The organism is Hymenobacter sp., from assembly GCF_036387835.1.
Lineage (GTDB): Bacteria > Bacteroidota > Bacteroidia > Cytophagales > Hymenobacteraceae > Hymenobacter.
In genome coordinates, this window is record NZ_DASVSY010000058.1 from 1 (window position 1) to 17,477 (window position 17,477).

General features: G+C 58.5%; 11 protein-coding genes and 1 pseudogene. 3 read left to right on the plus strand and 9 right to left on the minus strand.

What is annotated here, in order from left to right:
• From VF639_RS11200 to VF639_RS11220, 5 genes and pseudogenes are all read right to left on the minus strand, one after another.
• Nucleotides 1–843: pseudogene (locus VF639_RS11200) on the minus strand (hypothetical protein); the annotation flags it as partial.
• Nucleotides 844–995: 152 nt separating this feature from the next.
• Nucleotides 996–4,154, minus strand: a complete 3,159-nt coding sequence (locus VF639_RS11205; RefSeq protein ID WP_331145993.1) for an SBBP repeat-containing protein — start codon at nucleotides 4,152–4,154, stop codon at nucleotides 996–998.
• Between the two features lie 431 nt (nucleotides 4,155–4,585).
• Nucleotides 4,586–6,268, minus strand: a complete 1,683-nt coding sequence (locus VF639_RS11210) for an SBBP repeat-containing protein (protein ID WP_331145994.1) — start codon at nucleotides 6,266–6,268, stop codon at nucleotides 4,586–4,588.
• Between the two features lie 426 nt (nucleotides 6,269–6,694).
• Nucleotides 6,695–7,468: a DUF3891 family protein gene (locus VF639_RS11215; RefSeq protein WP_331145995.1), complete on the minus strand. Its 774-nt coding sequence runs from the start codon at nucleotides 7,466–7,468 to the stop codon at nucleotides 6,695–6,697.
• A 243-nt stretch (nucleotides 7,469–7,711) separates the two neighbouring features.
• Nucleotides 7,712–8,203 (minus strand): hypothetical protein, encoded by a 492-nt coding sequence (locus VF639_RS11220; protein ID WP_331145996.1) that lies wholly within the window; start codon nucleotides 8,201–8,203, stop codon nucleotides 7,712–7,714.
• A 336-nt stretch (nucleotides 8,204–8,539) separates the two neighbouring features.
• On the opposite strand from VF639_RS11220, the gene VF639_RS11225 reads away from it, so the two are divergent.
• Nucleotides 8,540–10,486, plus strand: a complete 1,947-nt coding sequence (locus VF639_RS11225; protein WP_331145997.1) for an acyl-CoA synthetase — start codon at nucleotides 8,540–8,542, stop codon at nucleotides 10,484–10,486.
• A 40-nt stretch (nucleotides 10,487–10,526) separates the two neighbouring features.
• Here the strand turns inward: VF639_RS11225 and VF639_RS11230 are convergent, their stop codons facing one another.
• Together VF639_RS11230 and VF639_RS11235 are read right to left on the minus strand one after the other, a co-directional pair.
• Nucleotides 10,527–11,108, minus strand: a complete 582-nt coding sequence (locus VF639_RS11230; protein WP_331145998.1) for a class I SAM-dependent methyltransferase — start codon at nucleotides 11,106–11,108, stop codon at nucleotides 10,527–10,529.
• 508 nt (nucleotides 11,109–11,616) lie between these two features.
• Nucleotides 11,617–13,317 carry a flavin monoamine oxidase family protein gene (locus VF639_RS11235; protein ID WP_331145999.1) on the minus strand — a complete coding sequence of 567 codons (1,701 nt, stop codon included), beginning with the start codon at nucleotides 13,315–13,317 and terminating at the stop codon, nucleotides 11,617–11,619.
• Nucleotides 13,318–13,906: 589 nt separating this feature from the next.
• Between VF639_RS11235 and gntA the strand changes: the two genes are divergently transcribed.
• Nucleotides 13,907–14,599 (plus strand): guanitoxin biosynthesis heme-dependent pre-guanitoxin N-hydroxylase GntA, encoded by a 693-nt coding sequence (gene gntA, locus VF639_RS11240; RefSeq protein WP_331146000.1) that lies wholly within the window; start codon nucleotides 13,907–13,909, stop codon nucleotides 14,597–14,599.
• A complete protein-coding gene (locus VF639_RS11245; protein ID WP_331146001.1) occupies nucleotides 14,568–15,158 on the plus strand; it encodes an urea carboxylase-associated family protein in 591 nt (196 codons plus the stop codon). The genes gntA and VF639_RS11245 overlap by 32 nt, the downstream gene beginning before the upstream one ends.
• Before the next feature lie 195 nt (nucleotides 15,159–15,353).
• Here VF639_RS11245 and VF639_RS11250 read toward each other — a convergent pair whose 3' ends face one another.
• Complete coding sequence (locus VF639_RS11250; protein ID WP_331146002.1) at nucleotides 15,354–16,541, minus strand: PAS domain-containing sensor histidine kinase; 1,188 nt, start codon at nucleotides 16,539–16,541, stop codon at nucleotides 15,354–15,356.
• Nucleotides 16,538–17,350 (minus strand): alpha/beta fold hydrolase, encoded by an 813-nt coding sequence (locus VF639_RS11255; protein WP_331146003.1) that lies wholly within the window; start codon nucleotides 17,348–17,350, stop codon nucleotides 16,538–16,540. The genes VF639_RS11250 and VF639_RS11255 overlap by 4 nt, the downstream gene beginning before the upstream one ends.
• Nucleotides 17,351–17,477 lie beyond the last annotated feature (127 nt).

Below are 17,477 nucleotides of genomic sequence, written 5' to 3' on the forward strand. Positions count from 1 at the left end.
ATTGGAATACGAGGTGTTCCACTGTTGCGCGCCGTTGGCCGAGTACTTGACCGTGACGATATCGGAATTACGGGCGGAAGTGAAGCCGCCAAAAATAGTGGCACCCGTCACGTACACGTTATCCGCTGCGTCTACGGTCACGGCCACTGCCACATCCTGGTTGCTTCCGCCATCGAAGCGACTGACCCACAAGGTTTGACCACTCGGCGAGTACTTAATTGTAGCGAAGTCTTCACGAGTATTTGGCGTACCACTTGTGCGAGGAGTGATAAACGAGGTGCCGGTTACAATTACGTTGCCAGCTCCATCGAGCACCAGATCAACGGGGCGGTCAGTGCTGGTGCTGGTGCCAAAGGCGCCGTTGTAGTATCGTTCCCAAACCAGCTGGCCACTAGGTGAAATTTTTGCTGTCACGTAATCATCGCCCGTCGTAAAGTAGCCGGCAACATAGGTGTTGCCGGCCGCGTCTACTTCCATATCGACCCGAGTAAAACCCGCAGCGGCGTTGTCTACTTCGCGGTATCGGGCCACCCAAGCTTGGGTAACGGTTTCAGTGGTGCTGCTGCGGGCCTGATCACCACTGGTGCGGGCCGCGGCTTTGCTCTTGGCGCCGGCCAAGCTCCGCTGTTGCAGCAGGTGCTTGGCCGCCATGCCACCCACCATGGGCAGGGCCGGACGTGCAGCCGGCGCCCCGGCCGACAAGGGCAATTGTTGCAATTGAACAGGGCCCGCCGTTGCCGCCTTACGGGCGGCCAGCGATGAGGAGACTTGTGCCTGAGTGGTAGGCACACAAAGGAGCAGACTTGCCGCCAGCGGCAGCAAACTGGTAAAGGTTTGTTTCATAAAAGAGGGGTTGGAAGCAGGCAAATGTTGAGGCAGGCACTATGGATCTTTTGTCAGCAAGAAGCACCCCAAGCTGCCACTAGCGGCGGCCAGTGACCGGGCTGCTGGTGCCCGGACGCCGCCGCTACTAGTGGCAGGTGGCAGGGATAGAGTTAGCGGTTGATAAGCAGGCGCACCGTCTCACGCTGGCCGTTGACGAGCAACGAGCAGGTGTACAAGCCCAGCGCTAGCTTCTCACTGTGCAGCGGCAGCTCGTAGTGCTGGCCCTTGTGCACGGTGCCCGCATACAAGGTAGCTACCTGCTGCCCTAGCTGGTTATAGACGAGCACCTGCGCCGAGCCATCGAGCACGGGGCGGAAGCTGAGCGTGGTCGGGCCGGTGGCCGGGTTGGGGTACACGGCTAGCTCCTGCTGTCCTTTGCGCGGGGCCGCTACGGCCAGGGGCGCACTGGCGGCTACCGATGACGAGGCCGCACTCGTTTGCGCTACTGGCCCGCCGCCGTTGCTCTGGCTGTACTTGAGGGTGGCGAAGTCGTAGCCCGTGCTTGTGCCGAGCGAGTAGCCCGTTACGTACACGTTGTTGCTGCCGTCTACGGCTATAGCCGCCGCCTCATCGTAGCTGCCCGCCCCATCATAGCGTGCCGCCCAGAGTTGCTGTCCGGTCTGCAAAGTGGAATTTGGGTTAGGATTGAAGGCATACTTGACGGTGGCGTAATCGTCGGTACCGTCGCTGTTATAGGACAAGCCTGTTACATAAGCGTTACCCGCCGCATCCACGGCTACGGCCTTGGCTTCGTCGTAGCTGTTGGCCGGGCCGTTGTAGCGGATGTTCCATAGAGGCTGCCCGCTTATATAGTACGACATGATGGCATAGTCGGCACCCACACTGCTGAACGAAGTACCTGCCACGTACACGTACTCGTTGTTGCGCTGGCCTGTAACTAAGTCCGCCACCACATCATCGCCGTTGCCGGGCCCGTTGTAGCGGTTCACCCACTGCTGCTGGCCCGTAGTGCCGGCATAAAGTGCCGTGGCTATGTCGAAGCCGGTGCTACTACCTCCATCCGAGGTGCCCGTCACCACGACACCCGTTTGCCGCACGCCGGTCAGCCCGAGCTTGGCCGCTTCATCATAGCCGTTGCCGGTGCCATTGTAGCGCGCCGCCCACTGCTGCTGCCCGGCCGCATCATACTTAAGGGTAGCATAGTCGCTCTGCGAGTCAGTATAGGTGGTGCCCGTCACGTAGACGTTGCCGCTGTCATCCACCACTAGGTCGGCTGCTAAATCGAAGCTGTTGGCCGGGCCGTTGTAGCGCGTGGCCCACTGCTGCTGCCCGTTCGCGTCGTACTTGATGGTGGCGTAGTCGTAGCTGCTGCTGGCCCCATTGTCGGAGGAGCCCGTTACCAGCACGTTGCCGGCCAAGTCCACTCTTACTTTGGCGGCCAGGTCGTAGCCGCTGGCCGGGCCGTTGTAGCGGGCCACCCACAGCTGCTGGCCCGTGGGCGAGTACTTGACGGTGGCGTAGTCGCTCTCGCTGGCGCTGTAGCTCGTGCCCGAGACGTACACATTGCCCGCAGCATCCACGACCACGTTGGTGGGCAGGTCCTCGTTGTCGGCCGGGCCGTTGTAGCGCGCTTGCCACTGTTGCTGGCCGCTGGCATTGTACTTGACGGTAGCATAGTCGTAGTTGCGCCCGTTGTAGGCGTAGCCCGTCACGTACACGTTGCCCGCCGCATCACTGACCACATCTTTGGCTACTTCGGCGCTGCTGCCAGTGCCCGTGAAGCGCGCTTCCCACAACTCCTGCACGCTAGGCTGTTCGTACTTGACAGTAGCATTACTGTTGCCTAAGTTGATGAGGCCGCTCACGTAGACGTTGCCAGCCTGATCCAGACCAATGACTTGGGCTACATCGTCGCTGTTGTTGGGGCCGGCATACCGGATTTCCCACAGCTGCTGACCACTAGGCGAGTACTTGACGGTGTTGAAGTCGTTGTCGCCCGCGCTGCTTCTAGAGGCGCCTGTCACGTACACGTTGCCAGCTCTATCGAGCACGAGTTCGGTAGCGGCATCCCCTACGTCGTTCGGGCTGTTGTAGCGCGCCAGCCAGAGCTGTTGGCCACTGGCCCCGTCGTATTTGAGCGTGGCGAAGTCGTTGCTGGTGCCGTTGCTGGAGGCGCCGGTCACCACCACATTGCCGACCCCATCCAGAGCTAAGTCCGCGGGAGCATCCTGCGCGTTGCCCGGTCCGTTGTAACGCGCCTCCCAAAGCCGCTGGCCGCTGGAGGAGAACTTGGCCGTATAGTAGTCGCTACCACCACCAGTTGTACCCGTGGCTACTACATTACCGCCAGCGTCAACTAAGAGCTTTGTGAAATTTCCGTTGGAGAGATAATTATACCCAACTGACCGGCCTGTCGCTCCAGAATACTTCGAGATGTAGCCTGCAAGCACGTACACGTCACCAGCAGGATCCACAGCAATAGTTCTAGGCGTCCTCAAACCACTGTTAACATACGGAGTATACCACTGTTGATTGCCAGTAGCTGAATATTTTACCGCAACTACGTCGCCAACCGAAGAACCGATTGTTAGCTGGGTAGTGCCAACCACATACACGTTTCCCGCCGCATCGACTGTGAGGTCCGTGGGAATATCCCGGAAGTTTCCCCCGTTAAAGCGCGCATTCCACAGCACGCTCCCGCTTGGCGAATACTTGATAGTGACAAAGTCCTCGCGTGTGCCCGAAGAGCCGGAGCTAGGGAAGATGATAGAGCTACCCGTCACAATTACATTACCAGCCGGGTCTAAGGCTATGGCGCGGGCGTCTTCCGAACCGTTGATGCTACCGAGTGTTGCGTTGTAGCTTCTTCGCCATAACTCTTGTCCGCTTGGCGAATATTTGATGGTTAGGAAGTCTCCATTACTCGTTCCGGTTACATACGTATTGCCAGCAGCGTCGACCACCATATCGGCCTGGCTAAACGGTACCTGAACCACCCAGGCTTGAGTGACGGTTTCGGTGGTGCTGGTGCGCGCCTGATCTTGGCTGCCGCCGGTGCGGGCCGCGGTTTTGGCCCTAGCGCCGGCCAGGCTCCGCTGCCGTGCTAATTGCTTGGCCACCATTCCTCCCGCAGTGGGCAAGGCCGGACGCCCGGCCAACGCACCAGCAGGTAGTGATAGTTGCTGCAAGGGACCCAACTGCACCTCTTTTCTAGCTGCCGGTGGCGAAGGAACTTGTGCCTGAGTTGTAGGCATGTGCAGGAGCAGGCTTGCTGCCGCTGGCAGCAAGCGAGTAAAAGTTTGTTTCATAAGAAAGAGGTTGGAAAGAGGAAAGCAGGAACAATCTATAAATCAGTTAAATACGAGTACCATTAAAGGAAAACCTAACCCATGCAACCTCCTTGATAAGGTCTCAGAGGTTCTACATGAACTATGAAACAACTGGCTAACGGCCGAATAAGTCAGGGGCAAATTCCAAAAAAGTGAACACAAAAACATGATTTAATGATAATATAATTTAAAGCCCGGTACGCGCTAATCAGCTTAATGTTCCACTGAAATTTCAATGAATATGAAAAGCATAAATGAGCGTCTTCCACCACAGTAGACACCTTCTTAAATACCAGCTATTTGCTTCGAAAAAGGCAGTGCAAGCGCCAGGGATACACACGAAAAAGCGCCCCCAAACTAGGTTTGAGGACGCTTCTTCCGTAAGTGTGGTAGTGGTGTGTGGTAGTAATTTAGTGAGCGACGAGTAAGCGTACTGTTTCGTGTTGACCGTTAATAAGCAGAGAGCAGGTGTACAAGCCCGAAGCCAGGTGCTCGCTATTGAGTGGCAGCGTATAACGCTGGCCTTGCCGCACGGAGCCTTCATAGAGCGTAGCCACCTGCTGGCCCAGCTGGTTGTAAACCCGTACCTGCGCGGGCCCATCGAGCACGGGGCGGAAACTGATAGTGGCCGCGCTGGCTGCGGGGTTGGGGTAAGCCGCTAGCTCCTGTACCTGAGTTCTGCGGGCCGAAGTGGCCGCCAACGGGGTAGGTTGCGCATACTTGATGGTTACGTAGTCGGAGTTGGTGCCGCTGCCAACAGAATAGCCGGTTACGTACACGTTGCCCGTGGCATCGAGGGTGATGCCGTTGGCTTCGTCTACGCTGTTGCTGACGCCGTTGTAGCGGGCGGCCCACACGAGTTGACCACCGGCCGCCGAATACTTCACCGCCGCGTAGTCGTAGGTTCCGTTGCTGCTGCTGTTGTCGGAGTAGCCCGCTACGTACACGTCGCCGGCGGCATCCACGGTTAAGGCGGTTGCTACATCCGCACCGTTGCCGGAGCCGTTGTAGCGCGTTTCCCAGAGCTGTTGGCCGCTGGCGTTGTACTTGAGCGTAGCATAATCGGAAGAGCTGAAGCCGCTGCCGCTGTAAGAGCGCCCGGTTACGTACACGTTGCCGGCCGCATCCAAGGCGAGGCCGCTGGCTTGGTCGTTCTGGCTGCCGGCGCCGTTGTAGCGCGCTTCCCATACCTGCTGGCCGTTGGCCGAGTATTTAACGGTAGCGTAGTCGTTGCCGGTAAGACTGCCGAGCGAGTAACCGGTTACGTAAACGCTGCCCGTGGCATCAACGGCCAAGTCGGCCGCCGAACCATTGCCGTTGCTGATGCCGTTGTAGCGGGCTTCCCACAACTGCTGGCCACTGGCCGAGTACTTGAGGGTCACGTAGTCGGCGCGGCCGAACGAGGAGCCGGTCACGTACACGTTGCCGGCGGCATCAACGGCCAGGGCGTTGGCCTGATCTTCGCTGCGGCCGGCGCCGTTGTAGCGCGCTTCCCACAGCTTGGCACCACTCGCCGAGTACTTGATGGTGGCATAGTCGCTGCCGCTACCAATTCCCGTTGAAGAGCCGGTCACGTATACATTGCCGACTTGGTCTACCACCAGTTTGGTAGGAGCGTCACTGCCATTGCCGGGCCCATTGTAGCGCACCACCCACAGTTGCTGGCCGCTGGCCGAATACTTGATGGTGGCATAATCCGTGTTGCTGGCCCCCGTTACGTACACGTTGCCCATTCTGTCGGCTACCACAGCCACGGCCAAGTCGGCGCCGCTGGCGGGCCCGTCGTAACGGGCCTCCCACAGCTGCTGGCCTGTAGGCGAGTATTTGATGGTAGCAAAGTCGTAGTGGTTGTCGCGGCTGAACGAGGAGCCGGTCACGTACACGTTACCGGTCTGGTCTACCGCCGAGTGGGCGGCCATGTCGTAGCTGTTGCTAGGGCCGTTGTAGCGGGCAGCCCACACCTCACTAACCGGCCCCGACATGATGCTTAGCGTTTGTGTTGGCAGTGCACCGGTAGTTGATTGTGCATAAGACGCTGCCATCGGCAGCAGGTTAGTTACTAGCAATAAGGAATAAGTAGAAAGGTGTTTCATAAAGAGAAGCTAGCGTGTAATAAGAACTCTGATTAGACTACGTATTGTGGAATGCAATTCGCTATTAGTGCAATTTTAGTGCATAAGTACAATATAATTGTTGGATATACTAGGACTTGTCGAAGGAAATAATTTCAATTGGCATTTTACTTATAATATCTTGATCAACTAATAAGCAAACTAAACACCGGCTGGATGCAAAATTCTAGCTCCCTAATTCAGTATGAGCCTATTACGGAGCTTCCTGACCGTTCCGTTTCAATTCAATTGATTCTAAAGAAATTGACTAGCGGCTGTCAATGGGTGCTAGGTACCAAGTAACTGCCTACCTACTGCTGCTTGCCTTACGCATCTTTCACTGTGTTCAAGCGCTTACGCAACTAAGAGCCTTGTATCATCACTATGCGGAAAGCTGAGAGCACAGTGCTAACGCACCACCTGCACGCGCAGCTCTTGCACTGAAGCCTGCTGGAAACACTGCGTTAGGCCTACGGCGGCTAGTTGCTCTTTCGGCAGCTCCCGGTAACGGAGCCGGATAATGAATTCCTCATCGAAGGGGAAGGGCTGCACCCGAACCTGGTCTTTGGTTAGCCAGTACGCCTGCATAAGCTGGTGCCGCGCAAACGAGAAAAAATCAGAGAAGGGAATACCGTCGCGGTACCAGGGATGTTCGTGGGCTTTGTCGGCGCCGGGCTCGTTGAGGCAGAAATAGAGCGACAACCGGTCGGCGAACTTGAGTTGCTGCAGGTGGAAGTCGAGTTGGTGCTGTTGCGCGTTGGTTCTCAGGCCAAGTTCCTGCTGCAAACGTTGCTGGCGCAACTCTTCGGCCAGCAGAAACGCCCGCCCGACTTCGGTTTTCGCCAGGTCGGGGAAGCCGGTGTAGTGCAGGCTGCACAACAGGCCGGCATAGGGCGCCAGCTGCTCGACCTCCGTTATGCCCTGCTGGTAATGCCGCACTTTAGGCTCGGCCGGAAAGTCGAGAAAGGAATACGGGGCGTGGTGCTGCTCGTTCCAGCGCGGCGCGGCATCGAGCGGAATCCAGCCCCGGTCGTGCTGCTGCACGGCCAATTCCACCTCGGGGCGCAGGGCTGCCCCCTCGAAATACTCGGGTTGCCAGTGCTCTATCAACACGCCCGCCACCCGCGCATGATCGTGCTGGCTGATATAATAAAAGCTGGCAGGCGTTTCCCGAACAATCATAGCAAACTTCAATGGCGGGCTGAACAGCCAGAAAGTGCCGTGCCTACACCGGTTTAGTTTCTACACTGAAAGCGCTTGCCCAAGGCAACAAGCTTATACCGTAGACGACTATAGCAAGCCTGTTCGGCGCGGCAAACAGGCTTGCTGCGCGCCGGCAACCTCCGTCTGTACGGATTCACGTGGCAGCCGGCGCGCACCGAAAACAATAAGCCGCCTTACCTCGGCGGCGGGTGCACTGCGCCGCTAGGCCTTTTCTCCTACCGTCCATCCTTCGCGCGGTACGGGCGTTTGGTCGGGGCCGGGGACAAGCTTATCGAGCACGGCGCCGGTAGTAAAGGCGTAGATGCCTTTGTGCAGCAGGTCGATGGCTTGCTCATCGCGGGGCCAGGTCCAGGGCAGGGCCCCGACGCGGGTGGCGTTTTCCAGGGTTTGGTCGTTGAGGAGGCGCAGGTTCATGAACAGGAACGAACCCACGGGTCCGCGCAGGCCGCGTTCGGCCATTAGGGCCCGGGCAATGCCGAGCAGGATGCCCTGGCCCCAGTGCATGGTCCAGTTGAGGCCGAGCCGTTCTGCGTCGGGCTTGTGCGGCAGGCCGAGCAGCTTTTCCAGCACGTGCGCGGGCACGTAGGAATCAGGGCGCTTGGTGAATTGCTGCTCGATTTTCTCGGCCAGCGTCATGGCGGCCACTCCGGCAGCGCCGGCTGCCAGCCCGTAAAGTATGGTTTTGCCTGTCATATTACCTTTTTCCCGTCGGGCTTGCGCCTGCGTTTATGTGTGGATAAGGAGCTTCGGAATGCTCTGTGTTTTACCGTCGTGCTTACTGGCTATGCTAGCCGGTGCGCGTTTTTATTTACGATGGTTGGCGGTGGTAGTTCAAAGAAAAAAGTTCGCAAACCACTAGTGTTCAGCTTGTATTGCTATAAAAATCAGCAGACTGTTTAGCTTAAATAAAGGGCTGCTCTAGACATTAATAGGCCGGAAAGTCAAGCCGTTAACCCCGTTCCTGCTCTTCTTCCCAATATCCTGGCGCCTGCGTGTAGTACCTTCGCCCCATCACGCTACTTTCTACCTATGCCCGGCTATCAGTCGCTGCCCGATATTCTTGAAATAGAGCAAACCCCGCTAACTGAGCGGCCCGTTGCACCCGATACGTTTACCATGGTGCAGCGCGGGGCCGCCCTGAACCCGCAGACGCTGGCCTTGCGCTTTGTGCTCAACGGCGAGAAGCCCACGCACTCGGTTGATTTCACGTATGCCGTGCTGCTAGAGCGCCTCTACCAGACCGCCAACGCCCTGCACGCCTTGGGTGTGGGACCCACGGATGTGGTATCGTACCTGCTGCCCAACCTGCCGGAAACCACCTTCACGTTTATGGGTGGGCAGGCGGCGGGCATCGTCAACCCGGTGAACCCACTGCTGGAACCTGCGCAAATTGCCGACATTTTGAATGCTTGCGGCACCAAAGTACTCGTTACGCTGCGGGCTTTTCCGAAAACCGATATCTGGCAGAAAGTGGAAGCCCTGGCTGCGCTGGTGCCCACGCTGGAAACGGTTGTAACGGTGGATTTGCTACCCTACCTGCCCACGCCCCAGCGGTTGCTGGTGGGCGCGTTGCGGCTCGGGCAGCGCCGCCCCGCCTTGGCCGGCAAGCGGGTGATTGATTTCGAGCAGCTCCTCAAAGCACAGCCCGGCAACCGCCTGGTATCGGGCCGGGCTATTGCCGGCACCGACCGGGCCGGGTATTTCCATACGGGCGGCACCACGGGCGTGCCTAAAATCGTGGCGCTCACGCACCGCAACCTCACCGTCATTACCAGCGGCACCGAGTTGCTACTGGGACGCACCGCGGAAACCGGACCCCTGGTATTTTTCTGCGGGCTGCCGCTGTTCCACATCAACGGGGTGGTGGTGACGGTGTGCGCGCCTTGGTCGATGGGGCACACGCTGGTGCTGGGCAGTCCGCAAGGCTACCGCGGGCCGGGTATTATTGCCAACTTCTGGCACCTGGTAGCGCATTATCGCATTGCCTTGTTTAGCGGCGTGCCTACGGTGTTTAGCCGGCTGCTGGAAGTGCCCGTGGCGGGGCACGACCTAAGCACCCTGCGCTACGCCATTTGCGGGGCGGCACCGTTGGCCATGGGTCTGATTCAGGAGTTTGAGGGCCGAACGGGCCTGCGCATTGCCGAAGGCTACGGCTCCACCGAGTGCTCCTGCACCACGACCGTTACGCCGTTTGCGGGCGAGTATGTGGCGGGCTCGATTGGGTTGCGGCTGCCTTACCAGGATGTGCGCGTGGTGGTGCTTGAGCCGGAAACCGGCCAGTATCTGCGCCCGGCGGCTCCCAATGAAAGCGGTACAATTGTGGTGCGCGGCGAAAACGTGTTTGGCGGCTACTTGCAGCCCGAGCACAACCAAGGCATTTGGGTGGACGTCGGCGACGGCAAAGGCTTGTTTTTCAACACCGGCGACCTGGGTCGGCAAGACGAGCGAGGCTACTTCTACATCACCGGCCGGCAAAAAGAGCTGATCATCCGCGGTGGCCACAACATCGACCCTAAGGTGATAGAGGAAGTTTTGCAACAGCATCCCGCCGTGGCGCTGGCCGCCGCCATCGGCAGCCCCGACGCCGACGTGGGCGAGTTACCGGTAGCTTACGCCACCCGGGCCCCCGGCCAAACCATCACCGAAGCCGAGCTGCTGGCCTACGCCGCCGAGCACATTCCGGAGCGGGCCGCCGTACCCAAGCGCATCTATCTGGCCGACGAGCTGCCTCTAACGGCCATCGGCAAGATTTTCAAACCGGCCCTGGTGAAGCAGGAAATCAGCCGGGTGTTTGGGCAGCGGCTGGCCGCCATTCCCGGCCTTACCGTCCGGCAGCTAACCGTACGCGACGACCGACAGCGCGGCCTGATGGTAGCCATAGAAGCCTCAGGCCCCGCAGGACTAGAAGTAAAACAAGCGGTATACGAAGCGTTGCAGGGCTACACCGTGCCGCATGAGCTGCGGGTTGTGGAGTAGGATGCACGAACGTCAAGCCGCGGCTTAACGCTACGTCGTCTTAGCCAGCCGGCAATTCCAGAATCGGCTCGTAGACCAGCACGTAGGCGGGGGGCAGGTTGAGGAGCACGTGCGCTTCATCGATTTGGCGGAAGAACCTGCCAAACAGCTTCTTGTTCTGAAGGGAATACTGAAAAAGGATCAGCTTGCCGTCAGGCAGCAAGACTTGCCGGGTGTGCTCGAGAATGCGCCAGCCCAAGCGCCGGGGCAGCGAGGAATAAGGCAGGCCGCACACCACGTAGTCGGCCCTGCCGATGCCTAGTTTCTGCAGATACTGCCCGGTTTCATCGGCAGAGCCATGGATGACGTGCACGTTGGGCTGGCCGGCATACCGTTCCCGCAGTAAATCGGCGAAGCGGCGGTTCACCTCGACCAGCACAATCACCGTTTCGGCCCGGCGGCGCTGAATCAGGATATCGGTGAACACGCCCGTGCCCGGCCCATACTCGACAATGCAACCGGCGCTGCTGAAGTCAATGGGTTCGGTGACTTTATTGGTTAGTTCGCGAGAACTAGGAATGAGGGAGCCGACCGTGGCGGGGTTGCGGAAAAACTCTCCTACAAAGGCTGGAATAGGTAGCATGGAACGCAGCAGCTAAAATAAATCGGGCGGGCAAAGTGGCCTAGCCTAGTTGTACGGCCTGTTTCCGTGCGTGGTATAGGGTTCAGCTTGTTCCGCATGCCGTGTTTAGGGTGGTAGCTGAACAGTTGAAACAGCGGCTGCACTGCCTCTTTCCCCTCAACAACCAAAGCCTGATAGGCCCCGAAACCACCGGTTCCGACCAGCCACTTTCGATTTGACCTCGGCTTGTAGTTGCCGCTTCCCGACGATAAAAACAACCAAGGGCACCCCTGCGGGCGCCCTTGGTTGTTTTTACCGCTACCTCAAGCTAAGGAGCAGCTGTGTAGCGGCTTCAGGTTTGTAGAAGACGAGGAAAGGAAACATCGCGCCGCGTAGCGGTGCCAGAAACGCCTGCCCGTCTGGCACCGCTACGCGGCTGCGGGCATGTGGTGCTACAAACCTGGCACCGCCACGCGGCTATGCCTTAGCTTGAGGTAACTGCGTTATTGTGCGTGTGACGGATCGAAGCCTATGCCACTAAGGCCGCCTCCCGCTGCCGCAGACGGCGGTGTAGGGCGGTGCGGTTACCACGCAAGGCAGCCTGCAAATCGTCGGCGGCTAGGCGGCCGGTTTCGGCAGCGCCGTTCATGTAGCCCTGGTACCAGGCGCTGCAGTGCTCCCCGGCAAAAAACAGGTTGCCCACCGGCTTGCGCTCGGCCCCGGCAATGGTGCTGAACTGCCCCGGCCGGTAGCAGGCGTAGCTGGCCAGCGTGTAGGGGTGCGTGGGCCAGTGCATGCGCTCAACCCGGCCGTTGTACTGCCCACGGGCCGCCGGCCAGGCCGCTTCGAGTACCGGCAAGTAGCGGCTCACCTGCGAGTCTGGCGTGCCAACGCCCACCCGCAGCCCCTCTCGCCCACCCAAGTACACCGTGTAAGCCGACTGCGTAGTGGGTTGCAACTGCCCCGAATCCCAACCGGATTGCACCGGTTGGTCGGAGAAGATATAGCCCGTGTAGCCGTTGGTACGCCAGGGCCGGCCGTTGAAACCTAGAAACAGCTTGGCGTTGGTACCGTAGCCGAGGTTCTGGATGGCGTTGGTTTTCCAGCTTGGCAGCGGCACTTGCAGGCTCACCTTCCGGAGCACCGTAAACGGAATCGTGAGCACCACGTAGTCGGCTACCACGTCGAGCGTTTGGCCAGGGGCAGACTCGAAGGTCAGCACGTACTCGCGGGCGGCGTTCTGGCTGATCTGCGTCAGCTTGTAGCTCAGCCTGATCTGTCCGGGAAGTTGCTGCGCGAGGGCGTCGATGAGGCGCTGGTTGCCGCCCTGAATCTTGTACCGCTCGTCGCTCTCCCCGAAGATATCGAAGGTACCCTTGTGCGTATCGCTCGAAAACAGCCACAGGAAGTTGATAGCCGACTGCTCGGTTACCTCCAGGCCGTATTCGGTGAGGTAGGCCACGTCGAGCAGCTCCCGAATCAAACCGCTCATGCCCAACGAGTCGAAGTACTGCGCAATCGATAGTTGGTCGAAGCGGGCCGCGGCGGGGGTTAGCCTGTCGTAGGTGATGGTATTGGGCAAGGTGCGGACATCGGCCGTTACCTGGCGGGCGTAGGGCTGGAAGGCCTGAATCACTTGCGCCACCGTGTACTGCTGCCCACCAAAGAAATAGGCATCCTTACGGAGCACAGTCTCGCTCGGGGCCTCCACATCATAGAGCGGCAAGCTGAACTCGCGGATTAGTTGCAGCATGTCGCGGTGGCCGCTGTCGATAAACTCGCCGCCTAGCTCGGTGGTAAGGCCGTTGGCCATCAGGTTGGCGGCGGTATAGATGCGCCCGCCGGTGCGGCTGCTGGCCTCGTAGATGTCGGCGCGCAAGCCAGCTTTACGCAGCTGATAGGCGCAGTTGAGCCCGGCCATGCCAGCCCCCACTATCACAATACGGGGCTGCGGACCTTTGACTTCGAAGGTGGCCTGCGTGCTTGGCAGCGTAGGCGCTACCACCTCGGTTTCGCAGGCCGTTAGTAGGCCGCCGGCACCGACTAGTAAGCTTAGCCTGGCGGTGTTGGCCAGGAAGTCGCGCCGGCTTTGGCTGGTAGCCATGTCGGCTAGCTGTTCGGCCGTGGGGGCGCCGGGCTCGTTGGCGGCCACCGCCAGCCCGAAGGCCTGTTGCAGGGCCCGCAACAAGGGAGTCCGGGCTTTAAAATGGGGGGTAGAGTTTTGCTCCATAGGGTAAGAGGTGGGTTGGGAAGTGGAGCAATAAAAGTAAATAATCGTTGAAATATTTGGCTTGAGTAAATATATAATTTATTTTATATAAATTTATCTAAACACCCTAGCTTTCCTGCTCGCAGGTTTCTACTCGTACCTATGCTTTCTATTGCCACCCTTCAGTCCTTGGCCGACGGCACCTCCCCTGCCTGCTAAACAACACTTCCTAAAGGCTTTACCTTATGCCTTTAAAGGAATACTTGTAACTGAACTATAGCCGGCTACTGCTGCGCTTCGCCTAGTAACCACCTGAACAATATTGTACATGATTTTGCCATTATCCTTAGTATTAGACAACCGTTAATGGCCATTTATCCCACTGTATTTGACTTTCCCCCGTAAGGGAAAACTGACGAGTAAGTGCCGTTCAGCTACATGGTTGTGCTTTATTCATTGCGCTCAATCTCTTTTCAAGCTCAAGCATAAGCAACTAACGGTGGAGCTACTAGGGGTGTTAGCACCTCGTCAACGCATTGTCGAGGTATTGCGTAAAGCAAAACCAGGAATTTAACTATTCCTGTTTTCCTATTTACCCAATACTGAACACATGATTGACAATCACACAGCTATATATGTTGAAGAATATCTTTCTTTTATAGGAAAGAAAGAATTTCCTTGCGTAGCTGCCAAAACCGCCCTCACCCATCAGCAACTACAGTGCTTGGTGGTCGACCACCTGGCCTGCCCCAAAGACGACGCGGCCATTCTGCAATTCATTTACGATTTCGTAGATACTTACCGGCAGTCCGACAAGCTATACCACAGCGCTTCCGTCATTTTTAAAGGGCCGGAAGTACCTGATGAGGCGATGTTCGAAGAGTTGTTTTGGCAGCGCCTGCAGGCCCTCTCCAACCTCGATGCCCGGCGCTACGGCTACGACCGGCGCGTGGTAGCGGACCCCTCTTCGCCCAACTTCAGCTTTAGCCTTAAGGAGGAAGCTTTTTTCGTGATTGGACTGCACCCCGGCAGCTCGCGGCCGGCCCGGCGCTTCACCTACCCCACGCTGGTTTTCAACGCCCACGCGCAGTTCGAGCAAATCCGACTCAACGGGCGCTTCGACAGCATCCGCAATACCATCCGGACCCGCGACGTGGCTTACTCCGGTTCCATCAACCCGATGCTGCACGACTTTGGCGACTCTTCCGAAGCCTATCAGTACAGCGGCAAAGCCTACGACGAAACCTGGAAATGCCCCTTTTTAAGTGCCCATGAATCAGCTAACCATCATTCCGCCGCGTAGCGGCACCGCCTTTATTCTGCGCAAAGGCCAGCAGCTCAAAGTGGTCGACATCGAAGGCCAGCAAGTATCGGACTTTGTTTGCTACAACCTCGCCGACAAAGCCGAATACCTTTCCTCGGGCCGCACCATCGACTACGCCGAAACCATTTTCCTGACCAAAGGCCACCCGTTCTACTCCAACCGGAGCAACATCATGTTCGAGTTGGTGGAGGACACCGTTGGCCGCCACGATTTTCTGCTTACCCCGTGCAGTGCCGACACGTTTCGCATCATCTACGGGCATACGCATCCGCACCGCGGGTGCTTCGGCAACCTCTGCGAGGCCCTGCAGGAGTACGACATCAGCCCCGATGCTATTCCCATTTGCTTCAACATTTTCATGCACGTAACCGTGGATGGCGAAACCGGCAAAGTGGATGTACTGCCCCCCAAAAGCAAGGCCGGCGACTACGTGGTGCTGGAAGCTAAAACCGACCTGCTGATCGGGATGACGGCTTGCTCGGCCGAAATGTCGAACAACTACGCTTTTAAGCCCATCGGCTACCAGATTCTGAACTAAACAGCTTCTTTTTCAGCGCTACGCAGATTCGATCTGAGGAAAACAGGCAACCCTACTCAGCCTGTATCCGACTAAGGATAGTCCTTGTCATTCCGACAGTCCTTAGTCGGGCAGGTTCTTGGCTCATACTTCCGTCCGCTGCGCGCTGGTGTACAGCTGGTCTTGCGTTTTCCACCGCACTAAGGGACGCTGTGGTTACCGGGGCAGGTAAATGCGGAACGTGCTGCCCTGCCCTACGGCGCTGTCAACTTCCACGTGGCCGCCGGCCTGATGCACCAGGCGGTTGACCAGGTACAACCCCATTCCGGTACCTTCCACTTCGGGGTGGAAACGGCGGAACAGCTGAAACAGCTCCGGGCCGTGGCGCTCCAGGTTGATGCCGCGGCCGTTGTCTTGCACACTGAGCACCGGGGCGCCATCGACAAGGGCGGTGCTTACTTCAATACTAGGGCGGCGGCTTGGCTCAGCGTATTTAAGAGCATTGCTGAGCAGGTTGTACAGCATGCTGTGTAAGCTGGGCCGCGTCATGCGCAAGGTGGGCACCGCCGTGAAGTCGAGGGTAAAGGCCGCGCTTTGCTCGTGGGGCTGCAGGCTGCGCACAATCTCCTCGGTAAGAGGTTGCAGCGCCACCGTTTCTTCAACTACCTGCTCTAGCTCCCGCTGCTGCTGCACCACCGCCGTCAGCCCCGCAATCGTGCTCAGTATTTGCTGCAAGGCCTCATCAAACATACCTACCATAGTAGTGGCCACCGGGTCGTGGAAGGTGACGCTGCGCTTCAGCTCGCCGAAGAGCCCGACCATGTTGTCGATGGGTTGCTTGAGGTCGTGGGAGGCCGTGTACACGAAGCTGTCGAGGTCGGCATTGATGCGGGTGAGCTGCTCGTTTTTAACCACCAGTAGCTTATTGGCTTGGGCCAGCTGCTCGCGCTGCTCCTCGGCCTGCACTTTGGCCCGCAGCAGCTCGTGCTCGTACTTGCGCCGGTCGGTGATGTCGAACAAGGTGACGCGCACCACCAGCGGCTTATCGTGGTCGTCGCGCAGCAGTTTCGCGTTCATCAGCACGGGCAGCGTTGAGCCGGCTTTGCGCCGCAGTGAATAGCTGATTTCGCGCACCTGGCCTTGCAGCAGCAGCAAGGGCGCACAATGGGTTTCGTAGTGCAGCCGCCCGCCGATAGTGAGCAGATGCTGCAAACACTGACGGGCGACCAGCTCCTGGCGCGTGTAGCCTAGCCAGTCGAGCAGGGTTTGGTTGACCTTGATCAAGGTACCGTCGGGCAGGCAGGAGCAGTAGCCACAGGGCGCATGCTCGTAGAATTCGCTGAGGTTTTCCTCGGTTAGGCGCAGGTCCAGCTCGGGTAGCTGCTCGTCGTCAGCGTCGCTCATACCAATGGAATATGCGTGAAACTTAGAAAATGGCTTATCGCCGCAATGGTCGCCGCGGGCGCGCTCAGGTGCGGGCAGTGGCCCGAGGTATCGAGCACAACTAGGTGGCTACTGGGCAAGTACCGCTGCATGTAGGTCCCGACGGCCAGGGGGGCCAGCGCATCGCTGGCGGATTGCAGAATCAGGCTCGGCGTGCGTACCAGGGGCAGATCGGCGCGGTTGTCGGACAGAAACGTGACGCGGGCGAAGTGCCGGGCAATGGTGGGGTCGGTACTGCAGAAGCTGTTGTTGAGTTCGGCGGCCAGCTCGGGGTGGTCGGGGTGGCCCATTATCACCGGGGTTATGGCCCCCGACCAGCCGAGGTAGTTGTCGTTCATGGCGGCCAGCAGCTCCTCGATATCGGCTTGCTCGAAGCCACCGGTATAGCCTGCATCGTTGAGGTAGCGCGGAGACGGCGCCACCAGCACCAGCCGGTGAAAGCGGTTCGGCTCCTCAATAGCGGCCAGTACGGCAATCATGGCACTTACTGAATGGCCGACGAGTATCACTTCGCGCAGCTCCAGCTCACGCAGCACGGCCAGTACATCGGCGGCGTGGGCATCCAGCGAGCTGTAGCGGGCCGGGTCGTAGACCTTCAGGTCTGACTGCCCCGCTCCCACCAGATCGAGCAATATCACTTGGTAGTTGGGTTCGAAAGCCGGCGCTACCTGCCGCCACATACGCTGGTCGCAGCCAAACCCGTGCACGAACACCATAGGCTGGGTTCCTGCCCCGGAAATGGTAACGTTATGACGCTTTAAAATATCCATAGCACATCGTTAGCTAACAACAAATAAGAGCCTCCAAGCACGACACTACTATTGAAGCCGGTTGCTGCTTCTCTGCGCCCTAAGGTAACGGTTACGCCCAGTTACTGAGCAGTTAGCCTTGAAACCT